This is a genomic window from Pseudomonas sp. S2_F03, from assembly GCF_054668335.1.
Window position 1 is genome coordinate 1,616,742 of record NZ_CP162759.1, and the last position, 26,378, is coordinate 1,643,119.

General features: G+C 60.3%; 23 protein-coding genes and 3 pseudogenes. 11 read left to right on the plus strand and 15 right to left on the minus strand.

Annotation, left to right across the window (positions count from 1 at the left end):
* Positions 1–234: 234 nt before the first annotated feature.
* Entirely contained in the window at positions 235–1,554 is a 1,320-nt protein-coding gene (locus AB4N76_RS07720) for an MFS transporter (RefSeq protein ID WP_046033257.1), read from the plus strand.
* A gap of 239 nt (positions 1,555–1,793) precedes the next feature.
* Entirely contained in the window at positions 1,794–2,429 is a 636-nt protein-coding gene (locus AB4N76_RS07725) for a flavin reductase family protein (protein ID WP_460164344.1), read from the plus strand.
* A gap of 1 nt (position 2,430) precedes the next feature.
* On the opposite strand, the gene AB4N76_RS07730 is transcribed toward AB4N76_RS07725, so the two are convergent.
* Both AB4N76_RS07730 and AB4N76_RS07735 read right to left on the minus strand, forming a co-directional pair.
* Positions 2,431–2,661: a hypothetical protein gene (locus AB4N76_RS07730; RefSeq protein WP_046033255.1), complete on the minus strand. Its 231-nt coding sequence runs from the start codon at positions 2,659–2,661 to the stop codon at positions 2,431–2,433.
* Positions 2,662–2,702: 41 nt separating this feature from the next.
* Entirely contained in the window at positions 2,703–3,056 is a 354-nt protein-coding gene (locus tag AB4N76_RS07735; RefSeq protein WP_046033254.1) for an antibiotic biosynthesis monooxygenase family protein, read from the minus strand.
* 338 nt (positions 3,057–3,394) lie between these two features.
* Here AB4N76_RS07735 and AB4N76_RS07740 point away from each other — a divergent pair.
* Positions 3,395–4,323, plus strand: a pseudogene (locus AB4N76_RS07740) (AraC family transcriptional regulator).
* 131 nt (positions 4,324–4,454) lie between these two features.
* Here the strand turns inward: AB4N76_RS07740 and AB4N76_RS07745 are convergent.
* The 6 genes from AB4N76_RS07745 to AB4N76_RS07770 form a co-directional block, all read right to left on the minus strand.
* The gene (locus AB4N76_RS07745) at positions 4,455–5,510 is read right to left on the minus strand and encodes an ABC transporter ATP-binding protein (protein ID WP_109785050.1); all 1,056 of its coding nucleotides are present in this window, start codon (positions 5,508–5,510) and stop codon (positions 4,455–4,457) included.
* A gap of 18 nt (positions 5,511–5,528) precedes the next feature.
* Complete coding sequence (locus AB4N76_RS07750; protein ID WP_460164345.1) at positions 5,529–6,377, minus strand: ABC transporter permease; 849 nt, start codon at positions 6,375–6,377, stop codon at positions 5,529–5,531.
* Complete coding sequence (locus AB4N76_RS07755; protein WP_460164346.1) at positions 6,374–7,282, minus strand: ABC transporter permease; 909 nt, start codon at positions 7,280–7,282, stop codon at positions 6,374–6,376. The genes AB4N76_RS07750 and AB4N76_RS07755 overlap by 4 nt, the downstream gene beginning before the upstream one ends.
* 143 nt (positions 7,283–7,425) lie before the next feature.
* A complete protein-coding gene (locus tag AB4N76_RS07760; protein ID WP_046033249.1) occupies positions 7,426–8,529 on the minus strand; it encodes an extracellular solute-binding protein in 1,104 nt (367 codons plus the stop codon).
* 219 nt (positions 8,530–8,748) lie between these two features.
* A complete protein-coding gene (locus AB4N76_RS07765) occupies positions 8,749–10,197 on the minus strand; it encodes an aldehyde dehydrogenase family protein (protein ID WP_460164347.1) in 1,449 nt (482 codons plus the stop codon).
* Positions 10,194–11,831 (minus strand): 5-guanidino-2-oxopentanoate decarboxylase, encoded by a 1,638-nt coding sequence (locus AB4N76_RS07770; RefSeq protein ID WP_460164348.1) that lies wholly within the window; start codon positions 11,829–11,831, stop codon positions 10,194–10,196. The genes AB4N76_RS07765 and AB4N76_RS07770 overlap by 4 nt, the downstream gene beginning before the upstream one ends.
* A gap of 160 nt (positions 11,832–11,991) precedes the next feature.
* On the opposite strand from AB4N76_RS07770, the gene AB4N76_RS07775 reads away from it, so the two are divergent.
* Positions 11,992–12,873 carry a LysR substrate-binding domain-containing protein gene (locus tag AB4N76_RS07775; RefSeq protein WP_077431362.1) on the plus strand — a complete coding sequence of 294 codons (882 nt, stop codon included), beginning with the start codon at positions 11,992–11,994 and terminating at the stop codon, positions 12,871–12,873.
* A gap of 155 nt (positions 12,874–13,028) precedes the next feature.
* Here AB4N76_RS07775 and AB4N76_RS07780 read toward each other — a convergent pair whose 3' ends face one another.
* Both AB4N76_RS07780 and AB4N76_RS07785 read right to left on the minus strand, forming a co-directional pair.
* Positions 13,029–13,643 carry an NAD(P)-dependent oxidoreductase gene (locus tag AB4N76_RS07780; RefSeq protein ID WP_077431361.1) on the minus strand — a complete coding sequence of 205 codons (615 nt, stop codon included), beginning with the start codon at positions 13,641–13,643 and terminating at the stop codon, positions 13,029–13,031.
* A gap of 124 nt (positions 13,644–13,767) precedes the next feature.
* Positions 13,768–14,655, minus strand: coding sequence for an MBL fold metallo-hydrolase (locus AB4N76_RS07785; RefSeq protein ID WP_077431360.1), 888 nt, complete (start codon positions 14,653–14,655; stop codon positions 13,768–13,770).
* 210 nt (positions 14,656–14,865) lie between these two features.
* Here AB4N76_RS07785 and AB4N76_RS07790 point away from each other — a divergent pair, with 210 nt between their 5' ends.
* Complete coding sequence (locus tag AB4N76_RS07790; RefSeq protein WP_218191590.1) at positions 14,866–15,771, plus strand: LysR family transcriptional regulator; 906 nt, start codon at positions 14,866–14,868, stop codon at positions 15,769–15,771.
* Between the two features lie 216 nt (positions 15,772–15,987).
* Positions 15,988–16,164, plus strand: a complete 177-nt coding sequence (locus AB4N76_RS07795; protein WP_175648977.1) for a hypothetical protein — start codon at positions 15,988–15,990, stop codon at positions 16,162–16,164.
* Between the two features lie 9 nt (positions 16,165–16,173).
* On the opposite strand, the gene AB4N76_RS07800 is transcribed toward AB4N76_RS07795, so the two are convergent.
* Entirely contained in the window at positions 16,174–17,070 is an 897-nt protein-coding gene (locus AB4N76_RS07800; RefSeq protein WP_460164349.1) for a helix-turn-helix domain-containing protein, read from the minus strand.
* 176 nt (positions 17,071–17,246) lie between these two features.
* Between AB4N76_RS07800 and pobA the strand changes: the two genes are divergently transcribed.
* Together pobA and AB4N76_RS07810 are read left to right on the plus strand one after the other, a co-directional pair.
* Positions 17,247–18,440 carry a 4-hydroxybenzoate 3-monooxygenase gene (pobA, locus tag AB4N76_RS07805; RefSeq protein ID WP_460164350.1) on the plus strand — a complete coding sequence of 398 codons (1,194 nt, stop codon included), beginning with the start codon at positions 17,247–17,249 and terminating at the stop codon, positions 18,438–18,440.
* A 345-nt stretch (positions 18,441–18,785) separates the two neighbouring features.
* Positions 18,786–20,303 (plus strand): MDR family MFS transporter, encoded by a 1,518-nt coding sequence (locus AB4N76_RS07810; protein ID WP_046033240.1) that lies wholly within the window; start codon positions 18,786–18,788, stop codon positions 20,301–20,303.
* Between the two features lie 121 nt (positions 20,304–20,424).
* Here AB4N76_RS07810 and AB4N76_RS07815 read toward each other — a convergent pair whose 3' ends face one another.
* The 4 genes and pseudogenes from AB4N76_RS07815 to AB4N76_RS07830 all read right to left on the minus strand — a co-directional run bounded on the left by AB4N76_RS07815 (position 20,425) and on the right by AB4N76_RS07830 (position 24,443).
* Entirely contained in the window at positions 20,425–21,273 is an 849-nt protein-coding gene (locus AB4N76_RS07815) for a cache domain-containing protein (RefSeq protein WP_460164351.1), read from the minus strand.
* A 230-nt stretch (positions 21,274–21,503) separates the two neighbouring features.
* Positions 21,504–22,383, minus strand: a pseudogene (locus AB4N76_RS07820) (ATPase).
* A gap of 119 nt (positions 22,384–22,502) precedes the next feature.
* On the minus strand, positions 22,503–23,495 hold the full coding sequence (locus AB4N76_RS07825) for an NAD-dependent epimerase/dehydratase family protein (RefSeq protein WP_077431357.1): 993 nt from the start codon (positions 23,493–23,495) through the stop codon (positions 22,503–22,505).
* Positions 23,496–23,549: 54 nt separating this feature from the next.
* Positions 23,550–24,443: a LysR family transcriptional regulator ArgP gene (locus AB4N76_RS07830; RefSeq protein ID WP_077431356.1), complete on the minus strand. Its 894-nt coding sequence runs from the start codon at positions 24,441–24,443 to the stop codon at positions 23,550–23,552.
* 96 nt (positions 24,444–24,539) lie between these two features.
* Between AB4N76_RS07830 and AB4N76_RS07835 the strand changes: the two genes are divergently transcribed.
* The 3 genes and pseudogenes from AB4N76_RS07835 (at position 24,540) to AB4N76_RS07845 (ending at position 26,322) form a co-directional block, all read left to right on the plus strand.
* The gene (locus AB4N76_RS07835; RefSeq protein ID WP_046033235.1) at positions 24,540–24,941 is read left to right on the plus strand and encodes an ACT domain-containing protein; all 402 of its coding nucleotides are present in this window, start codon (positions 24,540–24,542) and stop codon (positions 24,939–24,941) included.
* A 6-nt stretch (positions 24,942–24,947) separates the two neighbouring features.
* Entirely contained in the window at positions 24,948–25,550 is a 603-nt protein-coding gene (locus tag AB4N76_RS07840) for a LysE/ArgO family amino acid transporter (protein WP_046033234.1), read from the plus strand.
* A 176-nt stretch (positions 25,551–25,726) separates the two neighbouring features.
* Positions 25,727–26,322, plus strand: a pseudogene (locus AB4N76_RS07845) (superoxide dismutase).
* The last annotated feature ends 56 nt before the right edge of the window (positions 26,323–26,378 follow it).

Consider the following 26,378-nt stretch of genomic DNA (forward strand, 5'->3'; position numbering starts at 1 on the left):
GGTCACTGTGGGAGCGGGCTTGCCCGCGAAGGGGCCAGCGCTGACAACGCAAACCCACAAGCCGGATAAGCAATTTTCCGCTCACGCCTAATCCAACATAAGCGGATTTCCGCTCACCAGTTCCCCGCAACCCCTCTAAACCAGCCCTCCTTGATCTGGCACACCTCCTGCTATAGCCCTCGCAGGCTGCGTTTCAACGCGCTCCACAAAAACAATTAAACGAAGGATCCTTCAATGGATAACTCCAATACCCTGCCCCTTGGGTCGGCTGCCGTGCCGGCTAAAGAAAGAACCACCGCCAGTCGCATCAAATCGATTTTCAGCGGCTCGGTCGGCAACATGGTCGAGTGGTACGACTGGTATGTCTACGCCGCCTTCTCCCTGTACTTCGCCAAAGCCTTTTTCCCCAAAGGCGACACCACCGCCCAACTGCTGAACACCGCCGCGATTTTCGCCGTGGGCTTCCTGATGCGCCCGATTGGTGGCTGGATGATGGGCCTCTATGCCGACAAAGTCGGGCGCAAAAAAGCGCTGATGGCCTCGGTGTACCTGATGTGCTTCGGCTCGCTGCTGATCGCCCTGAGTCCTGGGTATGAAACCATCGGCATCGGCGCACCGATCCTGCTGGTGTTCGCGCGCCTGCTGCAAGGTTTGTCGGTTGGTGGCGAGTACGGCACCTCGGCGACCTATCTCAGCGAGATGGCCACCAAGGAGCGTCGCGGCTTCTACTCCAGTTTCCAGTACGTGACGCTGATCTCCGGCCAGCTCATAGCCTTGGCCGTGCTGATCGTGTTGCAACAAGTGCTGACCACCGAGCAGTTGTACGACTGGGGCTGGCGCATCCCGTTCGCCATCGGCGCGCTGTGTGCCGTGGTCGCGCTCTACCTGCGTCGCGGCATGGAAGAAACCGAGTCGTTCACCAAAAAAGAGAAGTCCAAGGAAAGCGCCATGCGCACCTTGCTTCGTCACCCGAAAGAACTGATGACCGTGGTCGGCCTGACCATGGGCGGTACGCTGGCTTTCTACACCTACACCACGTACATGCAGAAATACCTGGTGAACACCGTCGGCATGAGCATCTCCGACTCCACCACGATTTCCGCCGCCACATTGTTCCTGTTCATGTGCCTGCAACCGATCATCGGCGGGCTGTCGGATAAAGTCGGTCGTCGCCCGATCCTGATTGCCTTCGGCATTCTGGGCACGCTGTTCACCGTGCCGATCCTGACCACCCTGCACACCGTTCAATCCTGGTGGGGCGCGTTCTTCCTGATCATGGCGGCGCTGATCATCGTCAGCGGCTACACCTCGATCAACGCCGTGGTCAAAGCCGAACTGTTCCCGACCGAGATTCGTGCGCTGGGCGTAGGCTTGCCGTATGCCCTGACCGTGTCGATCTTCGGCGGCACCGCTGAATACATCGCACTGTGGTTCAAGAGCATCGGCATGGAAACCGGTTACTACTGGTATGTCACCGCGTGCATCGCGGTGTCGTTGCTGGTGTATGTGACCATGAAAGACACCCGCAAGCATTCGCGGATCGAGACTGACTGATACCGTCAGCGCTGAACAAAAGGGGCAGACCTGCGAGGGTCTGCCCCTTTTACTGAATAGACCTACAACCTGTGGGAGCGGGCTTGCTCGCGAAGGCCGCTTCACATTCAGCAAATTGGCTGACTGATCCACCGCTTTCGCGAGCAAGCCCGCTCCCACATTTGGATCGTGTTGCTGGAAATAACGCGTTCGTCCTTGCACTATGGCCCGATCCCGAATGAAGCCCCAGGAACCCTTTCATGGCTGACGACATCGACATCCATTTCTACGAACCAGCCAACGGCCACGGCCTGCCCCACGACCCGTTCAACGCCATCGTCGGCCCGCGCCCTATCGGCTGGATTTCCTCGCAGGATGCCAACGGCCGCCTGAACCTGGCGCCGTACAGCTTCTTCAATGCCTTTAACTACATTCCGCCGATCATTGGATTTTCCAGCGTCGGGCGCAAAGACAGCCTGAACAACATCGAGCAGACCGGCGAATTCGCCTGGAACCTGGCCACCCGCCCGCTGGCCGAGCAAATGAATCAGAGCTGCGCCATGGTCGGCCCCGAGGTCAATGAGTTCGAACTGTCGGGGCTCACGCCCCTCGCCTCGAAAATCATCCAGGTGCCACGGGTGGCCGAAAGCCCGGTGTCCTTCGAGTGCAAGGTCACGCAGATCATTCAGTTGCAACGCGCCGACGGAAACGTGGTGCCCAGTTGGCTGATTCTCGGCGAAGTGGTCGCCGTGCATATCGCCAAGTGGCTGTTGAAGGACGGGGTATACGACACCGCCGCGGCAGAACCGATTCTGCGCGGCGGTGGGCCAGCGGACTATTTTCAGCTGGGACCGGAGGCGTTGTTCAAGATGTATCGCCCGGGGGCAAACCGGTAAATCACCAAAGCAGGTCGGTGTTTTCCTTGACGTCTTTGAGGCGGGTCAGCTCTTTGGCTGCTGCTTCATCGGCCTCATGGGCGGTCTTGAAGACCTGGCCTTCGAGGACTTTGTGAAAACGCGGTGCGCCCGCGCCACCCAGGGCTTTGACGGCGATGGCGGCGTGGTAACCCCCTTCACCCGGTACTACTGCGGAAACGGCTTCGAAGTGTTCAAAGGCTTTACGTGCCATGTCGCGGATCCTGGCTGATTGAGAATGCGCTCATTAAACCCTCAACCCGCCATTTTGTGTACCCACGACCCGGACTGGCCCAGGGCCTGAGCGGCAGAGACCTCCTTGAAGGTATGAAAGTCCAGGCTGTTGACCACCAGTTCCTGCACCAGCTCGGCGAACACTTCCATCGCCGGCGTGCTGAAATAAGCGGTCATGGCTTGCTGATGGGCCCAAAAACCGGAAACCAGCCACAACTCGGGATCGCATTGTGAATGCTGCAGGGAAAAACTCAGGCAACCCGGCGCGCTGCGCGATGGCTCGATCAACGCGCTCAGGCGCACACCGAGCTCCGCCGAGCGCCCGGCGCGGGCACGCACAAAAGCCATGTGACTGACGGGGATCTGCGTAGACATGTTCAACCCTCCCAGGTACTCGAGTGGCAGCCGTGGGACGGGCTGCGACAGGATCAAAGGTTAATCGCGCACAATCCAGCGCGGTTAGTCGATTTCTGCCGGCTTATTGCACAATCCTGCGCGGTGTTCCAAAACGGCCGTAGCGGCCTGTCTATACGTTCCACGCCAATGAAACACGGGTTTCAAGCAAGTTTCCCCGGCGATACGCAGACATAGACGCACCGTTAACCCACGCCGTGCAGAATCAGGCAAGGTTGAGGCAGGATGTGTCTACCGCTTTGTCTTGCACAAATTTAAGCTCGGCTCATTACCTACCCCCCTCAGCGAGGATGCCCGGCATGTCGTCGTTCGATCACGTTCAAGTTCCGCTGGATGCCGACATGGAGAAACAGCGCGAAGAACTGGCCGCTATCATTCGCCGCAATACGTCGGACGATGGCACCTATGCGACGGCCGTCGGTTCGCTGTTCATGTCACGCCACAGCCAGTCCCACGAGTTTTCCCCGGTGCTCGCGCAACCGGCGCTGTGCATCATGGCGCAGGGGCGCAAAGAGGTCCGGCTGGCCGACGAGCACTTCAACTACGACCCGCTGAATTACCTGGTGGTGTCGGTCTCGATGCCGCTGAGCGGGCGGGTGGTGGACGTCTCGCCCGAGACGCCGATCCTTGCCGTGCGCCTGGACATCGACCCGGCAGAAATCACCGCGCTGATCGCCGACGCTGGCCCCTGGGCGTTCCGACCCGCCCTACCGGTCGTGGCCTGTATGTCGAACGCATCGACACCGCGATGCTCGACGCGGTGCTGCGCCTGGCGCGGTTGCTGGACACGCCGAAAGACATCGCCATGCTCGCGCCGCTGATTCGTCGGGAGATTCTTTATCGGTTGTTGCGCAGTCCGCAGGGGCATCGGCTGTATGAAATCGCCATCGCCAACAGCCAGAGCCATCGCATCAGTCAGGCGATCAAGTGGCTCAACGGCAACTATGAGCAGCCGCTGCGTATTGATGATCTGGCCAAGGAAGTGAATTTGAGCGTGTCGACGTTGCATCACCGGTTCAAGGCGATGACGGCGATGAGCCCGTTGCAGTATCAGAAGCAGCTGCGGTTACAGGAAGCGCGGCGGTTGATGCTGGCCGAAGGACTGGAGGCTTCGGCGGCGGGGTATCGGGTGGGGTATGAAAGCCCCTCGCAGTTCAGCCGCGAATACAGTCGGTTGTTTGGGGCGCCGCCGTTGCGGGATTTGGCGCGGTTGCGGTTGAGTGTCTGATCCAGAAATTGTTGCGTGGCTGATGGCCTCATCGCGGGCAAGCCCGCTCCCACAGGGATCACGGTGTACACAAAACCTGTGGGAGCGGGCTTGCCCGCGATGAGGCCAGTTCAGGCAATAAAAATATGGGATCAGGCGCCGAGTACGCGGCAAGCCTCGGCCGGCAACGTCACCGACACCGGGTTGCCAATGCTCAGCCCAAACCCTTGGCACGGCGTGCTCAGCGCGGTAAACGTCACCCCGGAACACTCCACGGTCGTTTCAATCGTCGCACCGATATCACGCACGAACGTCACCTTGCCCAGCAACCGGTTCCCCGCCGTCTCCTGCGGGTGCGACAGTTGCAGGTCTTCAGGACGGATGAGCATTTTCACTTTCTCGCCGACCACGATGCTGCTGCAGATCGGCACTTGCAGTGCATCGCCACCTGGCAAACTGACTTTGCCGTTGCCCAGCGCCGTGGCCGGGAAAATGTTGCCCGAACCGATGAAGTCCGCGACAAATTCGTTGGCCGGGTGGCGGTAGATTTCAATCGGCGTACCCACTTGTTGCACGCGATGCTCACCCAACACCACGACGATATCGGCCATGGTCATTGCCTCACGCTGATCGTGGGTCACCATGATCGTGGTGATGTTCAGGCGTTGTTGCAGCTGACGGATTTCCACCTGCATCGACTCGCGCAGCTTGGCGTCCAGCGCCGACAGCGGCTCATCCAGCAGCAGGATTTTCGGGTGGTTGGCAATCGCCCGGGCAATCGCCACGCGCTGACGCTGACCACCGGAGAGTTTTGCCACCGGGCGATCAATCATTTCCTGCAGCTGAATCAGCTCCAGCAATTCCACCACCCGCGCCTGCTGATCAGCCTTGCTGACGCCACGCAGTTTCAGCGGATAGGCGATGTTCTCCCCCACGGTCATGTGCGGAAACAGCGCCAGCGATTGAAACACCATGCCGAAGTTGCGCTGGTGCGCAGGCGTGTTGCCGATGTCGTCACCGTCCAGGCGAATCTCGCCGCCGGTCAGGGTTTCAAGGCCGGCAATCATGCGCAGCAACGTGGTTTTGCCACACCCCGAAGGGCCGAGGAAACACACCAGTTTGCCTTCCGGCAAATGCAGGTTTACATCCTTTACCGCGCAAGCCGAGCCGTAGTGTTTCTCGACGTTTTCCAGAATCAGACCAGACATGTGAATTACCTCAAGAAATCAGAACGAAACGCCACCTTCACCCACCAGTTTTTCGAGCGCCCAGATCAGGACAAAGTCGATCAACACGATCAGCACGGCAAACGAGAAAACGGTAGGGTCGAGCGAAGACACGGTGCGGCTGTACATCCAGATCGGCACGGTCATGACGTCGATGGTGTAGAGGAAATAGGTCACGGTAAATTCGTTGAACGAGACGATGAACGCCAGCAGCGCACCCGCCAGAATCCCCGATTTCATCAACGGCACCACCACATCGACAATCGCCCGGGTCGGAGAAGCACCGAGCATTTGCGCGGCCTCCTCGACTTCGGTGCCGATGGACAGCATCGCCGCGGTGCAGTTTTTCACCACGAAGGGCAGCGCCAGGATCACGTGGGCAATCACCAGCCGCGAGGTGGTCATCTGGAACGGCAGGCTGTCGAACACCAGCAGCAATGCCAGGCCCAATACCACCATCGGGAACACCAGTGGCAGCGACATCAATTGCATCGCCACGGCTTTGCCGCGAAATTCGCAACGGGTCAGCGCGTATGCCGCCGGCACTGCGATGATCGTGGCGAAGACCATGGTCAGGCACGCCACCATCAGGCTGGTGGTCATGGCTTTGCCCAGGCTCAGCACGTCGCTGGCATCCGGCGAGACGAAGGTGTGCCAGGCGGCCTTGTACCATTGCAGGCTGTAGCTGCTCGGCGGGAAGTCGAGGTTCGACGAACCGCTGAACGACATCACGATCATGGTCAGGATCGGCAACACCGCCAGCAGCAGGATGAAGCCCGAGAGGATACCGGCAAACTTGCCGGTTTCGCCCGGCAGCAGCCCATAACGTTTCTTGGTCAGGGTGCTCATTGCGAAGCCTCCAGCATGCGCCGACGGCGGCCAGTGATGTATTCGGACAAGGTCATGATCGCCAGCGTAGTGACAATCAGCACCACACCGGCAGCGGACGCGGCGGGCCAGTTCATCAGCGGGGCGATCTGGTCATGGACCATCACCGCCAGCATCGGCACGCGTCGACCACCGAGCAGCAGGGGCACCACGAAGCTGCTGGCGTTGTAGGCAAACACCAACGTCGCGCCGGTGATGATCCCCGGCATGCTCATCGGCAACACCACCTGGCGGAACACCTGCAAGCGACTCGCGCCCAGTGTCGCGGCGGCTTCTTCGTAAGTACGGGCGACGCCGCGCATGGCGCTGGCAATCGGCAGCACGGCCAGCGGGAACGCGGTTTGCACCAGGCCCATCAGCACGCCGTTCTGGTTGTAAAGCAGCATGATCGGACGCTTGATCAAGCCCAGGCCCATCAGTGCCTGGTTGAGCATGCCGCCAGGGCCGAGAATCACCAGCCAGCCGTAGCTTTGCAGCAGCAGGTTGACCAGCAACGGCAACAGCACCGCGGCGAGGAAGATCCGGCGCACGAACGGTGAGGTCAGGCGCGACATGGTGTAGGCCACCGGGATCGCCAACACGACGGCAATAACTGCGCTGATCAGCGCCAGGCGCAGGGTCAGCAGCAACGATTTGAGGTAATACGGTTCCAGCAATTGGGCGTAACTGGCCAGGCTGAACCCGGTCCATTCCGCGCCTTTGGTGCCCACGCTCATGCGCAGGACCAGCAGGCTGGCGGCAATCAGCACACCCATGAACAGCATCGACGGCGACAGGAAAAGCCAGGCGCGCGTCGTCGGCGAACCCCCCCGGTTGGCGCGCACGGGGGCGACACTCACCGGATGAGTCAGAGGTTGGTGTTCCATAGCAAAGGTCTCGTCAATGGAAGATCTTGGCGAGTGCTGCGCACTCGATCGCGGGCAAGCCATGCTCCTACAGGTATGGCGCTGCTCTTGTAGGAGCGAGGCTTGCCCGCGATGAGGTTCGAAGAACCTCCCTGCGATTCAGATCAGGAAGAAAAGATTTCCGTGTAGCGACGAATCCATTGGTCATGCACGGTGGCCAGGAAGGCGTTGTCGTGCATGATCGCCTTCTCGGCAATCTGCTCTGGCGTGAGGATGTACGGGCTCTTGCGCGCTTCGGCGGAGATGATCGCCTTGGCGTTGACCGGGCCGTTGTAGATGTCTTCAGCCATCTTGCCCTGCACTACCGGGTCCAGAGAGTGGTTGATGAAGGCGTACGCCATGTCGGTGTCGCCCGGACGGTTCTTCGGCATGACCGATTGCATCAAGTCGGTGTAGAAACCTTCCTTCATGCCAAAGGTTGCACTCAGGCCGTAGGCCGGATCGCGAATCTGTTTCGGGAAGAACGCCGGCGCGTACAGCCCGCCCATGTCCAGGGAACCGGTGCGGAACAGCTCGGCGATCTGGTTCGGGTTTTCACCCAGGGTCACCACGCGATCTTTCAACTCGGCGAGTTTCTTGAAGCCCGGCTCAATGTTGTGTTCGTCACCACCGGCCAGTTTGGCGGCGATGATGATCAGGTCCATGGCCTCGGTCCAGTTTGGCGGCGGCAGGAAGATGTTCGGCGACTGCTCGGCATCCCACAGGGCGGCGTAGCTGGTCGGCGCTTCTTTCTGGGTGCGGGTGCTGTAGACGAGGCTGTTGCACCACAGGAGGTAACCGATACCGTGGCCATTGGCGCCGGTGCGGTATTTTTCCGGTACGTCGACCAGGTTGGGAATGCGGTTGAGGTCGGGTTTTTCCAGCAGGTTGGCGGCGGCCAGACCTTCGGCACCGACGCCAGCCAGGGTGATGATGTCGTACTGCGGACGATCACCGCCGGCCTTCAGTTTGGCAACCATTTCCGAGGTACTGCCGGTACGGTCAGCGATGACCTTGCAGCCGTACTTGTCTTCGAAAGTTGCAGCGATATTGCGCAGGGCTGCCAGACCGGTGTCATCGGACCAGGTCAGCAAACGCAGGGTCTTGCCGGCAAAACGTGTGTCGCTGGCATTGGCCTTGATGAACGGCATGCTCATGGCGGCCGCTGCCACCGAGGCTACGCCCACGGTTTTGATGAATTGACGTCTGTTCAGATCATGCTCGCCCATGAAGGACTCCCTTTGTTTTTGTAAATTATGAGGTTGGTCGCAACCGTTGTATCCGCGCGGTCAGATCCGCTTCAAACCCCCGTATTCAAAGGGTTAGAGCTGAGCCGACGGGTTCATCCTGAGGTCGTGTAAATCACCTGACTATCGATAAAAACTCATTGAAGCCATGACGCCAGCGCATGCCTCGTTTCGAGGCATGCGCTCACCATTTTCGTGCCGTCAGACGGCCCGAATCACGTGTTTTATTTCCTGGAAAGCCTGCAAGCCCCACGGCCCCAATTCGCGGCCGATGCTGCTCTGCTTGTAGCCACCCCAGGCGGTCTGCGGGAAGATCACCTGTGGCGCGTTGATCCACACCAGCCCCGCCTGCAAGGCGTTAGCGACGCGGTCAGCCGTTTCGGCATTGCGCGTGACGACGCTGGCGACCAGGCCAAACTGACTGTCGTTGGCCAAGGCAATCGCCTCGGCTTCAGTGGCAAAACTGCGAACGCAGATCACCGGGCCGAAAATCTCTTCACACCACAGCGCACTGTCCAGGGGCACTTCGGTGAAAATCGTCGGCTGTAAAAAATATCCGCGCGGCAGGTCTGCCGGACGATTACCGCCGCACATCAGCTTGGCGCCCGCACTCAAGCCCCGGTCGATGTGACCGAGCACACGCTGGTATTGCGCGTGATTGACCAGCGCACCCATTTCCACCGCCGGGTCGAACGGGTCAGCCACGCGAATGGCTTCGGCGCGAGCCTTCAGGCGCAACAAGAATTCATCGGCGACTTCATCGGCAACCAGCACGCGGCTGGTGGCGGAGCACATTTGCCCGGCGTTGAAGAAACCACCGCCGCACGCCACTTCCACCGCCAGCTCGATGTCAGCATCGGCCAGTACCAGCAGCGACGATTTACCGCCCAGCTCCAGGCTCACGCCTTTCACGGTTTCCGCCGCCCGTTGCATGACCTGCACACCCACCGCGTTGCTGCCGGTGAAGGAGATTTTGGCGATGCGCGGATCCGCCGACAGCGGCGCACCGACCGCCAGGCCCGTGCCGCAGACCAGGTTGAAGACGCCGGCCGGCAAGCCAGCCTTGGCAATGATGGCCGCCAGTTCCAGCTCCGGCAGCGGCGTCACCTCGGACGGCTTGAGCACCACGCAGCAACCGGCAGCCAGGGCCGGGGCGAGTTTCCACGCGGTGGTGACCATCGGGAAATTCCACGGCACGATCAGGCCGACCACACCGGCAGGCTCACGGCGCAGACGTGCGCTGAAATCTTCCGTCGGCAGCTCCACAGCGCTGTCTTGTTTCGCGTCCAGCCCTTCGGCCAGACCGGCGTAATACTCGAAGGTAGCGATCACGTCGTCGACGTCGATGGCCGCTTCAAACTGTGGCTTGCCATTGTTGCTCGACTGCAAGTGCATCAAGCGCTCACGAGCGGCCTGCACGCCGGCCGCGATATTGCGCAGAATCGCGCCACGTTCGGCACCGCTGGTTTTCGACCAGTTGGCAAAGGCGTTGGTCGCCGCGCTCACGGCCTGATCGACAGCCTGGGCATCGCCACCATTGACGGTGGTCAGCAACGCTTCGGTTGCCGGGTTGATCACGCGCAGGTGTTCGTTGCCGGCCAACCATTGGCCATTGATGAACACGCCATCCAAGGTTGTTGGAAAAATCATTTCGACACCGCCTTCATCCACTGGGTCTGATCGATTTCAATCAGGGTCGGGCCCTGACGGTCGGCAGCGGTACGCAATGCAACGCGCAGTTGCTCGACACCGTTGACCGCCTCGGCGGCACAGCCCAGCGCCTTGGCCACACCGATGAAGTCCGGGGTGTAGATGTCCACGCCGACCGGCTCTATGGCGCGGTTGACCATGTATTTCTTGATCTCTTCGTAGCCCTGGTTATTCCACAGCAGCACGATCACCGGAGTGCGCGCTTCAACGGCACTGGCCAGTTCCGGCAGGGTGAATTGCAGGCCGCCGTCACCGATCAGACACACCACCGGAGGACGCGAATCGCCGACAACGCTGCCGCCAAGCCAGGCGCCGATAGCGGCCGGCAAGGCGTAACCGAGGGTGCCGTAACCGGTGGACGAGTTGAACCAGCGACGCGGGCGCTCGGGGTTGAACGTCAGGTTGCCGGTGTAGACAGGCTGGGTCGAATCGCCGACGAACACGGCCTCCGGCAACTCGTGCAGAACGGTTTCGAGGAAGCGGGTCTGAGCCAGTGTCGGAGCGTCCCAGGTGCCGGCCAGTTCTTCACGCAAGCGGGCAGCACGCACCTGCCCCCAATCGTTGCGGCGCGCCGCCAGCGATGTGTGCGACAGGACAGTGAGCAAGGCTTGGGCGGCGTTACGCGAGTCGGACACCAGCGCCACGTGCGGCGGGTAGTTGCGCACGGTCTGGTCCGGGTCGATGTCCACGCGCAGCAATTGGCCAGGGATTTCGAAACCACCGGCGAAGGTCACGTCGTAGTCGGTCTCGGCCAGCTCGGTGCCGATGGCCAACACTACGTCGGCCTCGGCCACCAGGGCGCGGGTGGCAACCAGGCTTTGGGTCGAACCGATCAGCAACGGGTGGCTGGATTCCAGCATGCCCTTGGCATTGATGGTCAGGGCGACTGGCGCGTCCAGCAGTTCGGCCAGTTCGGTCAACTCAGCGGCGGCATCGATGGCACCGCCACCGGCGAGGATCAGCGGACGCTTGGCGCCGGCCAGCAACTCGCTCATGCGCGAAACGGCGGTCGGCGATGCACCGGCGCGGTCGATGTTCACCGGTACGCTGCTGAGCAGGTCATCGGCTTCTTCAACCAGTACGTCCAATGGAATTTCGATGTGCACCGGACGCGGACGACCGGCCTGGAACAGGGCAAAGGTACGCGCCAGTACGCCGGGCAATTCAGACGCCGACATCAAGGTGTGGGAGAACGCCGCGACACCGGCGACCAACGCGCCCTGGTTCGGCAGCTCATGCAGCTTGCCGCGACCGCCGCCCAACTGGCTGCGCGATTGCACGCTGGAGATCACCAGCATCGGGATCGAGTCGGCATAAGCCTGACCCATCGCAGTGGTGATGTTGGTCATGCCAGGGCCGGTGATGATGAAGCACACACCCGGTTTGCCGCTGGTGCGTGCATAACCGTCGGCCATGAAGCCGGCGCCTTGTTCGTGACGCGGAGTGACGTGGTTGATGCTCGAACGGGCCAGTCCGCGGTACAGCTCCACGGTGTGAACCCCGGGAATGCCGAACACCTGCTCGACCCCGTAATCTTCGAGTAACTTGACCAATACTTCGCCGCACGTCGCCATGTAATTTGCCCTTCTTGTTCGATTGAGACGCCGGGCCTGCGCGTTGTTTATGATGCGTGGGCAGGTCCAGGGATGGCCTCATTGGAACGGGCGACACATAGCCGCAACAATGGATAAAAAATCATACTAGCCATGTCCTCACGTCATACCTTGGATCCCAATGAAACGACTGCCTCCTCTGCCGGCGCTGCACACTTTCCTGATCACCGCGCAGTGCTGCAATTTCACCCGCGCAGCCGAACAGCTGCACATCACCCAAGGCGCAGTGAGCCGACAGATCGCCGGGCTGGAAGATCATCTGGGCTATGAGCTGTTCATTCGCCAGGCACGAGGTCTGGATTTGACGGCCGAGGGACGCGAGTGGCTGCCACGGGTCCAGCAGATTTTCGGCCTGATCGACGAGGCGGTGGAGCAGATCGGCGAGAAGCGCGAGACCTTGCAACTCAAGGCCCCGACGTGCGTCATGCGTTGGCTGTTGCCGCGCCTGTTGCAGTGGCAACGGGAGCGCCCGGATGTGCCGGTGGAATTGACTACCACGATCAAGCACGGTGTGGATTTTCATCGCGAGCAGTTCGACGCGGCGGTGATGTACGGCGCGCCGCCAGACAGCGTATTGGTGTCCCAGCGCCTGTTTGAAGAACAGCTGACGCCGGTCTGCTCCAAACCGCTGCTCGAAGGCCCGGTGCCGTTGCAGACGCCCGAAGATCTTGAGAAACACATGCTGCTGCACCCGACTCGGGATGAACGGGACTGGAAGGCCTGGCTGGCCACCGCCAATGTTCGCTTGAGCAATGTCAGCAAGGGTCAGCACTTTGAAACGCTGGACCTGGCGATGTCGATGGCGTCTCAGGGAACGGGGGTAGCGATTGGGGACTGGTCGTTGATTGGCGATGACTTGAGCGCCGGGCGGCTGGTCATGCCGTTTGAACTGAAGGTGAAGACGGGGCTGGCGTATTACCTGGTGTTCCCGGAAAAACCCGGACCGTCGCCGAAGTTGCGCGAGCTGATGGGGTGGTTGGTGGAGCAAGCGCAGGCACGATGAGCGAAATCCTGTAGCAGCTGGCGAAGCCTGCGTCCGGCTGCGTAGCAGTCGTAAAACCATAGTTCACGGTGTGTCAGAAAAACCGTGGATGCAGGGTTTACGACTGCTACGCAGCCGGACGCAGGCTTCGCCAGCTGCTACAAGGTTTGCGGTGATCAGTACCCGACGGTGAAACGCTGGCGAGTGTGCTTTGGCGCTTCCACTTCATCCATCATCGCAATCGCATAATCGGCAAACGTGATCCAGCTGCGCCCGGCACTGCTCACCAGCAAGTCATCCTTGCCGACACGAAACGTGCCCGTGCGCTCGCCTTCGACAAACTCCGCCGACGGTGACAGGAAGGTCCAGTCCAGGTCCTTTTCCTGAAGCAGGTTCTCCAGGAACACAGCACCGGCACCCGCCTCCGCTTTGTACTCCTCGGGAAAGCCCTTGCTGTCGATCACGCGAGTCCCGTCCGGCAACCGCAATGAGCCGGCACCGCCCACCACCAGCAGGCGTTTCACACCGGCCTTTTTCACTGGGCCGATGACGGCACTGGCGGGCAAGGTCGCGAAGTGCGCGGCGCTGATCACCACATCATGCCCCGCGACCGCCGCTTGCAACGCCTCGGCGTCGAGTGCATCCACGGCTTTGCTCACCACACCAGCACGCGGGCCGAGCTTCGACGTGTCGCGGGCGATGGCCGTAACGCTGTGACCGCGACGCAGGGCCTCTTCCAACAGTTGGCTACCGGCACGACCGGTGGCTCCGATGATTGCGATGTTGCTCATGACGTTCTCCAGTTGGCTCAAGTGAATTAGTGCATGCGGAATGATCGTTCCCACGCTCTGCGTGGGAATGCCTCAACGGACGCTCCGCGTTCAGCTTTGAATGGGACGCGGAGCGTGGGAATACTCATTCACCCCACTTCATCTCGCCCTTCGCGACTTTGGCGCTCAACTCCAGCGAGCTTTCCTCGCCCAGCGTCGGGTAGCGTTTCTTCATCGCGGCGATCAGTGCAGCAGAGTCTTTTGCCTTGGCGGCTTCATCATCGAAGGCCTTGATGTAGTCGGCGGTGAACTGCACGGCCGCCAACGAGCGGGCACTGTCACCGAGGTAATGACCCGGCACGATGGTTTTCGGTTTCAGGGTTTCGATGGAATGCAGCGTAGTCAGCCAATCGGCGTGTGACTGCGGTGTTTGCGTGTCAGCCATCCAGACGTGGATGTTTTCTGCCACGACCACGCCTCCGACAACGGCCTTGATCGACGGAATCCAGACGAAGGTGCGATCCGGTTGCTTGCCCGCCAGCCCCACCACCTGCAACTTCTGCCCTTCGAGCATCAGGCTGTCGCCCTTGAGTACACCCGGCACGATGGTTTTAGAGGGGACGTCGGCGCCCATTTTCGGGCCCCAGAACGCGAGTTTGCCGTCGACGGTGTGCTTGATGTGATCCACGGTCGGTTGCGAGGCGAGCACTTTGGCGTTCGGGAACGCAGCGGTCAGGGTGTCGAGGCCGAAGTAGTAATCCGGGTCGCCGTGGCTGATGTAGATGGTGGTCAGTTGCTTGCCGCTGGCGCGGATTTTCTCGACGACCTGTTCAGCCTGGGATTTGCCGAACTGCGCATCCACCAGAATCGCGTCCTTTTCGCCACTGACCAGCACCGACGTCACCGGGAAAATCGCCTTGTCGCCGGGGTTGTAAACGTCCAGAGTCAGCGTCGATGCCGCGGCTGCATGGGCCGCGAAGCCGAGCGTGGCGGTGGCCAGCAAAATACGTTTAAGCGAGGTGAAGCCGATCATCTGTTGCTCCGTTGTTGATGGCCAAGGTTGGCCGATGGCTCTGTAGGAGCTGACGAGTGAAACGAGGCTGCGATCTTGTAAAAGGCAAGATCAAAAGATCGCAGCCTCGTTTCACTCGTCAGCTCCTACAGGGGGACAGAGCTTAGTTGCCTGACTCAGTACAAAAAATGCGATGCTTGAACATAGTTTGTTTCTAAAAGTGGGCAAATCATGGATCGTCTACAAGCAATGCGCGTGTTCGTCAGCGTGGTCGACCTCGGCAGCCAGTCGGCGGCGGCCGATCAACTGGACCTGTCACGCCCGGTGGTTTCGCGTTATCTGGCGGAACTGGAAGATTGGGTCGGCGCCCGGTTGATGCACCGCACGACACGCAAGTTGAGCCTGACGGCTGCCGGCACCGAGATGCTGCCCCGCTGCCGGCAGATGCTCGACTTGTCCACCGACATGCAAGCCGCCATCCGCGAGCCCGACGATGCGCCGCGCGGGCTGTTGCGGATCAGCGTCAGCACCTCGTTTGGTCAGGCCCAACTGGCGGACGCCATGGCCGCCTACGTCAAACGTTACCCCGGCGTCAGCATCGATATGCAGATGCTCGACCGCACCGTGAACCTGGTGGATGAACGCATTGATCTGGCGATACGCACCAGCAACGACCTGGACCCGAATCTGATTGCCCGTCGGCTGACGGTCTGCCGCTCAGTGATTTGCGCGTCCCCGGCCTATCTGCGTGAACATCCGAGGCCACAGCGGGTGGAAGATTTGAGTCAGCACAACTGCCTGACCCATTCCTACTTCGGCAAAAGCCTTTGGCATTTCGAGGAGGACGGTGAGCCGGTCTCGGTGCCGGTGCAGGGCAACATCAGCGCCAACGAAGCCAGCACGTTGCTGCGCGCGACAATGGCCGGCGCGGGGGTGGCAATGCTCCCCAGTTATCAGGCCGGCGTGCATATCCACAGCGGTGAGCTGATCCGTCTGCTACCTCATGCGCAACCCCGGCAGATGAACATTTACGCGGTGTACGCCTCACGCAAACACATGCCGGCGGCGCTGCGCAGCCTGCTGGATTTTCTTGTTTTAAGGTTCCCCGAGGAACCGGAGTGGGATGTCGGCCTATAAAAAAACCTGTGGGAGCGAGCTTGCTCGCGATAGCGGTAGTTCAGTCGACATCGTTGTTGAATGATCAATCGCTATCGCGAGCAAGCTCGCTCCCACAGGGGATCATCAAGGCTCTGAATACCGTGTCAGAGCCGATATCGCTTCAGTGGCAACTCACTGGCGCTGACCTATGCTGAAAGTAATACCCAAGCGGTATTCGTTCAGAGGTCAAACGCCATGAACACCAAAACAAGAAGATACCTCGCCATTTTCATTACCTGCGCGGCGACGCTGGCGCTGTATGGCACAGCCGCCTGGCGGGTCGAGCAGTTGCGCCAACTGCCCCGCGAATTTGCGAGCTGCAACTTCGAGCGCTGCATCCCCCACAACGCGACCCTCAACGCCCTGCGCTAACGAAGAGGATCAGGCCTCGTTGTCCTGATCGGCCTTCAAGCGGTCGCGAAACGCCTTGGGAGAAATCCCCACTCGACGCCGGAACAGGCGCGTGAAGTTGGTCGGATCGGAAAATCCCAACACGTCGGACATTTCATAAATGGTCATGCTGGTGTAGGTCAGCAAACGCTTGGCCTCCAGCAATTGCCGTTCGTGCATGATCTGCAACGCCGGTTGTCCCGCCAGTTCACGGCACGTGCCGTTGAGGTGGGACACGGAAATCCCCAGCCGATGCGCCAGGTCTTCGACCTTGACGTGCTGGCGGTAAGTCTCTTCCACCAGTTGAATAAAACCGTTGAGGTATTCCCGGGCACGCTGCGGACGCTGGCTGGCAGTGCGGCGCGTGATTACCTGCCGGCTGACCCACACCATGATCACGCTGACCAACGAATGCATGAGCATTTCACGCGCCGGTTGGTGACCGGTGTATTCGTCCTGCAGCGCTGAAAAAAGGCTGTTGAGGTAATCGCCGTCGTTGCCCGCCGGGTAGCTTTCGGCCTGGGCCAGCGCATTTACCGAGTTGCCCAGTTGCGCCTGCAGATGGGTCACCAACGGCGCGGCCAGGGTCAATACAAACCCTTCGACGTCCTCGGAAAACCGATAACCGTGCACCGACAATGGCGGCAGGATCAGGATGGCAGGCTCAGTCAGTTGCGTGCGTTTACCTTCGATTTCAAGCTCTGCCTGACCTTTGAAGACGAAGAGTAACTGGCACAAATCGGCGTGGCGGTGGGGTTTGATTTCCCATTGGTGTTCGCGGCTGCGTTTGGAAATGGTTTCGCAGTGCAGCAAGTCCGGGGTCGGCCAGTCCAGGCTTTCACCGTAGAGCTTGAACACTGGAATCGAAGGCAGGTCAGGCTTGTTCATCACTTCAATCCAGGCTTCAGGTGACGGGCGATAATCGCACCGATTGGCAGAATGTACAGATATCGGCTCAGTTTTCACCTTCAATTGACAGACTCGCAAGGGAAAAATGCAAGCACTCGATCCATAAAAATAATTCACCGGCTCTGGTCGCGTGGAGCTTGCGAGTCCTGATAACAATGAAAACGCTGAAAACCCAAATCGCCATCATTGGCGCCGGTCCGTCCGGTTTGCTGCTCGGCCAGTTGCTGCACAACGCCGGTATCGACACCCTCATTCTTGAACGCCAAAGCCCGGATTATGTGCTCGGTCGAATCCGTGCCGGTGTCCTCGAACAAGGCATGGTAGAGCTGTTGCGTCAGGCCGGTGTCGGGCAGCGAATGGACGCCGAAGGACTGGTGCACAGCGGTTTCGAACTGGCGCTCGACGGCCGCCAAGTACACATCGACCTGCACGCCCTGACCGGGGGCAAAACCGTGATGGTGTATGGCCAGACCGAAGTCACCCGCGACCTGATGGCCGCTCGTCGGGAGGCCGGTGCGCAGACGATTTACGAGGCCGGCAATGTCGTCCCGCACGGCATGAAAAGCGACGAACCTTTCGTGACCTTCGAGAAGGATGGCCAGACGTATCGCCTCGATTGCGACTACATCGCCGGGTGCGACGGCTTCCATGGCGTGGCTCGCAAATCGATCCCCGACGACGGCCTCAAGGTATTCGAGCGGGTCTATCCGTTCGGCTGGCTCGGCATTCTCGCCGACACGCCGCCGGTGCACGAAGAGTTGGTGTATGCCCGTCACGAACGTGGTTTTGCGTTGTGCAGCATGCGTTCGGCTACCCGTACCCGTTATTACCTCCAGGTGCCGGTCGAGGATCAGGTGCAGGACTGGTCGGACCAGCGCTTCTGGGATGAGCTCAAATCGCGGCTGCCGACCGCCCTCGCCGACGCGTTGGTGACCGGCCCGTCCATCGAAAAAAGCATCGCGCCACTGCGCAGCTTTGTGGTCGAGCCAATGCAATACGGGCGGATGTTCCTGGTCGGCGACGCGGCGCACATTGTCCCGCCCACCGGCGCGAAGGGCCTGAACCTGGCGGCCAGTGACGTCAGCACGCTGTTCAATATTCTGTTGAAGGTTTACCAGGAAGGACGCGTGGATTTGCTGGAGAAATACTCCGAGATCTGCCTGCGTCGGGTGTGGAAAGCCGAGCGGTTTTCCTGGTGGATGACCTCGATGCTGCACCGTTTTGACGATCACGATGAGTTCACCCAACGGATCAGCGCCTCGGAACTGGACTACTTTGTCGGTTCCGAAGCCGGTCGAAAAACCATTGCAGAAAACTACGTCGGGCTTCCATACGAGGCTATCGAATAGCTTGCTATCGCAGGGTGTGTTATCCATTTTTCCCGCGTCGCGCCGGGTGTGCTGTTGCGCAGGGCAAGGCGCGAGGAGCGTGGTTTGGTCATTCCAAATAAGCTCCGAGCAACGCGGCCCTGCGCAACAGCACGCCCGGCCCCTTCGGGTTGTCGCCTGAAAGCGGGCCATGCTGCGTTGCAGCCCTCGGCAAGGAAACAACCCTTACCTTCGGGCTGCGCCTTGCCTGGCCCGCTTTCAGGCGGCAACGCGACGCGGGAAAAATGGATAACACACCCTGTACACTGGCGAGCATCCCCGCTCGCCTTGCCCCTTGCGGGTCCATCACTGCCCGCAGGTTTTACCGTGACCAATCTCAACCAGCCTGACACGCCCAAGCCAGCCATTCGCAGCGTGCTGATCGCCCTGATGCTGGCGATCTTTCTCGGCGCGCTGGACCAGACCATCGTCGCCGTCTCGATGCCGGCGATTTCCGCGCAGTTCAAGGACGTCAGCCTGCTGGCCTGGGTGATTTCCGGGTACATGGTGGCGATGACAGTGGCGGTGCCGATCTACGGCAAGCTCGGCGATTTGTATGGTCGGCGCAAGCTGATGCTGTTCGGCATGGGGTTGTTCACCCTCGCTTCGTTGTTTTGCGGCATGGCCCAAAGCATGGAGCAATTGGTGCTGGCGCGGATCATTCAAGGCATCGGCGCGGGCGGGATGATTTCGGTCAGCCAGGCGATCATCGGCGACATTGTGCCGCCTCGGGAACGTGGTCGTTATCAAGGCTATTTCAGCAGCATGTACGCGGTGGCGAGCGTAGCCGGCCCGGTGCTTGGCGGTTACATGACCGAGTACTTGTCCTGGCGCTGGGTGTTTTTGATCAATCTGCCGCTGGGCCTCGGTGCCTGGCTGGTGGCGAATCGCACACTCGTCGGGCTGCCGGTGCCACAGCGCAAACCGATCATCGATTACCTCGGCACGCTGCTGATGATCATCGGTTTGACTGCGTTGCTGCTGGGTATCACTCAGGTGGGTCAGGGTCATTCGTGGCGCAGCGCCGAAGTGCTGGCCTTGTTCGGGTCTGCGGTGTTGGTACTGGCGCTGTTCGTCTGGCATGAGCGTCGGGCGCGTGAGCCCTTGCTGCCGATGCACTTGTTCGCCAACCGCAATGCCATTTTTTGCTGGTGCACGATTTTCTTCACCAGCTTCCAGGCGATCTCGTTGATCGTGCTGATGCCGCTGCGCTTCCAGAGCGTCACCGGCGCCGGGGCCGACAGCGCCGCGCTGCACCTGTTGCCACTGGCCATGGGTTTGCCGATTGGTGCGTACTTTGCCGGACGCCGGACCTCCGTCACCGGGCGCTACAAACCGATGATCCTGACGGGCGCTGCACTCATGCCGATGGCGATCCTGGGTATGGCGTTCAGCCCGCCCCAGGCCTTTTGGCTCAGTAGCCTGTTCATGTTGCTGTGCGGGATCGCCAGTGGCATGCAATTCCCGACGTCATTGGTCGGCACGCAGAATTCGGTGGAGCAGCGTGATATCGGCGTTGCCACCAGCACCACCAATCTCTTCCGCTCACTGGGCGGCGCGGTGGGAGTGGCGTTGATGTCGGCACTGTTGCTGGCGCTGTTGCAGGATTCCAGTTTTGCCCACATTGCCGGTTCATCGCTGATTGCCGAGGGCAGCTCGGGCAATGTCTTGCTCGACGGCCTGAACGCCGCGCCGGGGGATGCGCAAAACGCCTTGCGCGCGGAGTTGTTGCTGACGTTCAGGCATTTGCTGATGGTCAGTGCGGCGGTGTCGCTGCTGGGGCTGGCGGCGGCGATTGCCATGCCGAATATGTTGTTGCGCGGGCGAGAGGATAAGGTTCGGTAGTAGACCGAGTCGCGGCCATCGCGGGCAAGCCCGCTCCCACAATAGACCGAGTTGTTCCAGAGAACGCGGTCAACCGTGGGAGCGGGCTTGCCCGCGATAGCGGTTTATCAGTCACTGAGATTCAAGGGCTGTAATACCCGACCGCCACCAGGAAGTGCCCGACCTTTTTCAGATAGGCATGCTTGTCTTCAACCTTGCCGGTCACCGGGTTTTTCCAGCGGTATGCGTATTCGCCATAATCCTGTTTGGCCATCAACGCCAGGATCGGCTCGCCCACCGGTTTGCCGTCCGGGTCCTTGATCTTGCTGAAGTCGGTATTGATCAGCCGCAGATTGGTGCCGTGAGCCACATAACGCTGGGTGTCCAGGTCGACGACGAATACATACAGGTCATCCTGCAAGTAACCGCCCTTGAGGGAGTTGATGGCGGTCAGCGTACCCTTCTCGTCCTTGGCCAGATCGGTCGCGGCTTTGTTCAGCAGCGCCATGGCCTGCTCCGCCGACGCCCGTGGCAGGTAGTAACCGACCGCGAGGATTCGCGCCCCCACGCGCTGATAGAACACATGCTTGAGCTCGACCTTGCCGTCGGCCCAGTTCTGCCAGCGGTATTCAGCCTCCTGGATGCCATTGCCCTCCGGTACTTTCAAGGCGTCCTTGAAGGCTTTCTGCAAGTCTGGCCCGAGCGTCTCGGTCACGTTCCGTCCGATCAACGCCGCAGACGGCCCACCACTGGCGAGCATTACGCCTTTGGTATCGACCACAAACACGTAGCGCTCTTTGTCGACAAACTCGCCCTGACGGCTGAACGCCGCGAGGGCCTTGTCGCCATTGTCGTGGTAATAGGCCAGGGCTTTCTCCAGCAAGGCCCTGGCAGCCTGGCTGTCTTCTTTTTCGGTGCCGGCAGCGAAAGCCTGGCCCAGGCACAGAAGCAGCATTGCGCCCATCAAGGTCAATTTGTGCAAACCCCCCATTGTGCATCCCTCGTTCTTGTCGATGTTTCAAGAGCGTAGACGGCAATGGGAGATACCCCCAGACCCGTAGCAGCTGTCGAGCCCCGGCGAGGCTGCGACCGGCTGCGAAGCAGTCGCAAAATCTACCGACTCGGTGCTTCAGGTAGACCGAGTTGATCGGATTGACGACTGCTTCGCAGCCGAACGCAGCCTCGCCGGGGCTCGACAGCTGCTACAAGGCTGCCTGAGGTTTATTGCCGGGCGCGAAGCTGCTGCTGCAGGTTCTGGATTTGGGCCTGAAGGGTGTTGATGTTGCGGGTGACCTGGCCGCGGAACGCGTCGAACTCAGCGGTATTGGTGGAACCTTGCGCAACGGCCGGGCGGTTGTCCTGCAGGCTTTTGAGAACAACCATGTCTTGTTCCAGACGATCAATGGCGGCACTTGGGTTGCCTTGTTTTTTCAGCGCGGCGACGTCGGCGCCAAGGCTTTTCAGTTCGGCCTCAACTTTGCTGGTGTCCGCCGGGGGCACTTTTCAGTGCGGTCAATTCGCTGCTCAGCGATTTGAGCTGCGCCTGCAATTGCGTATTGGCCGCCTGTTGTTCGGTGTGCTGGGTGGTGAGTTGCGCCAGACGCTTATCCAGATCGCTGGTTTGCGCGGTCATCTGCGCCAGGCGCTTGTCCAGATCCGAGGCCTGACCGACTACGCCTTGTTGCTGCTTGCCTTGATCCAGCAGCTTGTTTTCCAGGTCTTTGATTTGCAGTTTCAGCGCTTCGCTGTCGCTGGTGACGTTGGTCTGGCTGGCAACGACCTTGCCGGAAATGTCCTGCAAGCGCCCCGCCGCTTCCTCACTGATACGCGCGAAACTTTCCTGGGTGGCGACCAGTTGTTGCTCCATCAGCGAAATCTGCTGAAAACTCCACCAGGCAAGGCCCGCAAAGGCAAAAAACAACGCGCCGACCAATGCCCACAGCGCGCCGGTGCTGGCGCTCTTGACCTTGACCACCGGTGCCGGCCGCGAATGCACGCTGGTGCGAGCGGTAGGCGCAAAATCATCATCATCGTCGAGGCTGTCGGCTCGCAGGCTCGGTACATCATCAAAATCGTCGTTGGCATCGTTACGCATGGACATTGAGTCAACCTTTGTGAAACGCGGTGATGGCTTTATGCGGCGAGTATAAACCCCACTGCCGCACCGATTGACTCCCTACTCCCAACTCGGTTCAGTGCGGGCAGACGACTAGCGCGACGTCAACGCAGGTCTTGAGCCTTCCACCAACTGCAGAATTCATCGAGGGCGGCCCAGACACTGACTTTCGGATCGTAGTCCAGATAATGCCGGGCGCGGCTGATGTCCAGGGTGAAATTTTTGTTCATGACCTGCATGCCCAGCCGCGACAACGTCGGCTCGGGACGCCCCGGCCACAGTTTGCACACACCTTCGTTGAGTGCCGCGACGGTGTAACCCAAACCGTAGGAACGGTAGCGCGTGACTTGTGGGACTTCCATGTTGCGCATGACGTAATTGACCACATCCCACAACGGAATCGGCGTTCCATTACTGATGTTGTAGGCCTTGCCCAATGCCGAGCCGCTGGCCAGCAAACTGCTGAGCAACGCTTCGTTGAGGTTGTGCACGCTGGTGAAGTCGACCTTGTTGAGGCCGTTGCCGATGATCGCCAAGCGGCCTTTGCGCTGCATTTTCAGCAGGCGTGGGAAGATGCTCATGTCACCTGCGCCGGTGACGAAACGCGGACGCAGGGCCAGGGTTTCGAGGCCAAACTCCTGGGCACCGAAGACCTTTTGCTCGGCCAAAAATTTGGTCGCGGCGTAGGGGTGCTTGAAACGCTTGGGCACCTGTTCTTCGGTCAACCCCAAGTGGTCGCGACCGTCGAAGTAGATCGACGGCGACGACAAGTGCACCAGGCGTCGAACGCGCTGTTTCAGGCAGGCTTCAACCACGTTTTCAGTGACCTGGACGTTGCCTTGATGAAAGTCCTGATAACGTCCCCACAGCCCCACCGCCCCCGCGCAATGGACTACGGCCTCGACATCTGAACACAGGTCGCGCGCCAGTTCCGGGTCGCTCAAATCGCCCTGAATAAACTCGGCGCCACGGCGCACCAGATGTTCGACGCTTTCGGCCCGGCGACCGTTGACCCGCACGTCCAGGCCCTGCTCCAACGCGAAACGCGCAAAGCGTCCGCCGATGAAGCCGCTTGCGCCGGTGACCAGAATTTTCATGTAGTGCTCCGATGTCTTTCGTTTTGCCTGATTCGTGAGTCTTGACGCTGCCCGTCAGTCCAACGGCACCAGCCATTGCTTCGACGAACGCACCAATTGGTCCGTCAGCAACCCCAGAAGCTGACCGCCATTACGCCAATGATGCCAGTACAGCGGCACATCGATGGGCTTATCTGGCAAAAGCTCGACCAATACACCGCGCTCCAGTTGCTCGCGCACCTGTAATTCCGGCACCAGCCCCCAGCCGAGTCCGGCCTCGGTCAAACGAATGAAGCCTTCTGACGAGGGGCATAAATGGTGTTCGAAACCGCCATCAACCCCCACCGAAGCAAGGTAACGATGTTGCAGGAAATCGTCCGGGCCAAAGACCAGCGCCGGGGTTTTCGCCAGTTGATCGGCACGAACGCCTTGCGGGAAATGCCGGGCGATGAACGCCGGGCTGGCCAATGCCCGATAACGCATGGCCCCCAACAGAACGCTGCGAGCCCCGGCCACCGGGCGCTCACTGGCGCAGACACACGCCGCCACGTCACCGGCACGCATGCGTTTGAGGCCGACGGTCTGGTCCTCGACCACCAGATCCAGCAGCAGGTGTTGTTCGGCACAAAAATCGCCCACCGCTTGCGCCCACCACGTGGCCAGGCTGTCGGCATTCAACGCAATTCGCAGACGCTCCGGCAGGCCTTCTTCGTCCAGCGCCGGCACCTGGGATTGCAAGTCACGCTCCAGCAGACGCACTTGTTGCACATGGTTGAGCAAGCGCCGACCGATTTCAGTCGGGGCCGGCGGCGTAACCCGCACCAGCACCGGTTGGCCGACCCGCGCTTCCAGCAACTTGATGCGCTGGGAGATCGCCGATTGCGACAAGCCAAGCACCTGCGCGGCCCGTTCGAACCCGGCCTGCTCGATAACGGCAGCCAGGGCAGAGAGTAATTTATAGTCGAACATCAGTTTTCCTAATGAGCGATCAGCATGATTGGTTTTTCTTATACAGGTTAGCAGCCCAGAATGCCCGACAAGCACTTTTGAACAAGGAATACCGACATGGCGGGTGAAACTTCATTGGCAACCTTGCTGCGCAGCATGAGCCCGCAACTCAACGCCGGCGAATACGTGTTTTGCACCCTGCGCGACGGCACGTTGCCGACTGGCCTTGAGATCGTCGGCAGCTTTCGCGAGCAGGAAGGTCTGACCGTGATTCTGGAACGCTCCCACGCCGAACAGGCCGGTTTCAGCTTCGACTATGTCGCGGCCTGGATCACCTTGAATGTGCACTCGGCGCTGGAAGCAGTTGGCCTGACTGCCGCGTTCGCCACCGCTTTAGGCAAGGCCGGCATCAGCTGCAACGTGATCGCCGGTTACTACCACGACCACCTGTTCGTCGGTCAGGCCGATGCTGAACGCGCCCTGCAAGTACTGCGCGATCTCGCGGCCAACGGGGAGTAATGACGTATGTGGCAAAGTTATGTAAACGGCCTGCTGGTCGCCGCTGGACTGATCATGGCGATCGGCACTCAGAATGCGTTTGTGCTCGCGCAAAGTCTTCGACGCGAACATCACCTGCCAGTGGCGGCGCTGTGCGTGGTCTGCGATGCATTGTTGGTGGCGGCCGGAGTCTTCGGCCTCGCGACGGTCCTGGCGCAAAATCCGACACTGCTGGCGGTCGCCCGCTGGGGGGGCGCGGTGTTTCTGATTTGGTACGGCAGCCAGGCGCTGCGCCGGGCCTGCTCGAAACAAAGCCTGCAACAGAGTGAAAACCAGACTGTTCGCTCACTGCGTGCCGTCATGCTCAGTGCGTTGGCCGTCACCCTGCTCAACCCGCACGTTTATCTGGATACGGTGTTGCTGATCGGCTCTCTCGGGGCGCAACAAACCGAGCCCGGTGCTTATGTGGTGGGCGCGGCGAGTGCGTCGTTGCTGTGGTTTTTCACCCTGGCGTTGGGCGCGGCGTGGCTGGCGCCGTGGCTGGCCCGGCCAAGTACATGGCGGATACTCGACCTGCTGGTCGCGGTAATGATGTTTGCGGTGGCGTTTCAATTAATTGTTGCAGGCTGATTATTCCAAAAGGCTCTGGAACCTCTATTCCACACAGTTGTTGCGTGGTTATGCCGCACCCCCGGTGCTATGATCCGATTCCCTGCGCCGCAAAGAGTACAAACTCCCCGGCGCTTGTCTGGCCGCCCGTGATCGGCCTTGCGCTCACCGCAACTGACCTGATTAGGAGAATCATCATGGCTTTCGAATTGCCGCCGCTGCCTTACGCACACGATGCCCTGCAGCCGCACATTTCAAGGAAACTCTGGAATACCACCACGACAAGCACCACAACACCTACGTCGTGAACCTGAACAACCTGGTGCCAGGCACCGAGTTCGAAGGCAAGACCCTGGAAGAAATCGTTAAATCTTCGTCGGGCGGTATCTTCAACAACGCCGCTCAGGTCTGGAACCACACCTTCTACTGGAACTGCCTGGCGCCAAACGCCGGCGGTCAACCTACCGGCGCGCTGGCTGAAGCCATCAACGCGGCTTTCGGTTCGTTCGACAAGTTCAAGGAAGAGTTCAGCAAGACGTCCATCGGCACCTTCGGTTCCGGTTGGGGCTGGCTGGTGAAAAAGGCTGACGGTTCCCTGGCCCTGGCCAGCACCATCGGCGCCGGCAACCCGCTGACCAACGGCGACACCCCGCTGCTGACCTGCGACGTCTGGGAACACGCCTACTACATCGACTACCGCAACGTTCGTCCGAAATACGTCGAAGCGTTCTGGAACCTGGTCAACTGGAAATTCGTGGCTGAGCAGTTCGAAGGCAAAACCTTCACCGCTTAATCTCGACGCCAGTCAAAAAAACCCGGCTTTTGCCGGGTTTTTTTCGCCAGGAGAAT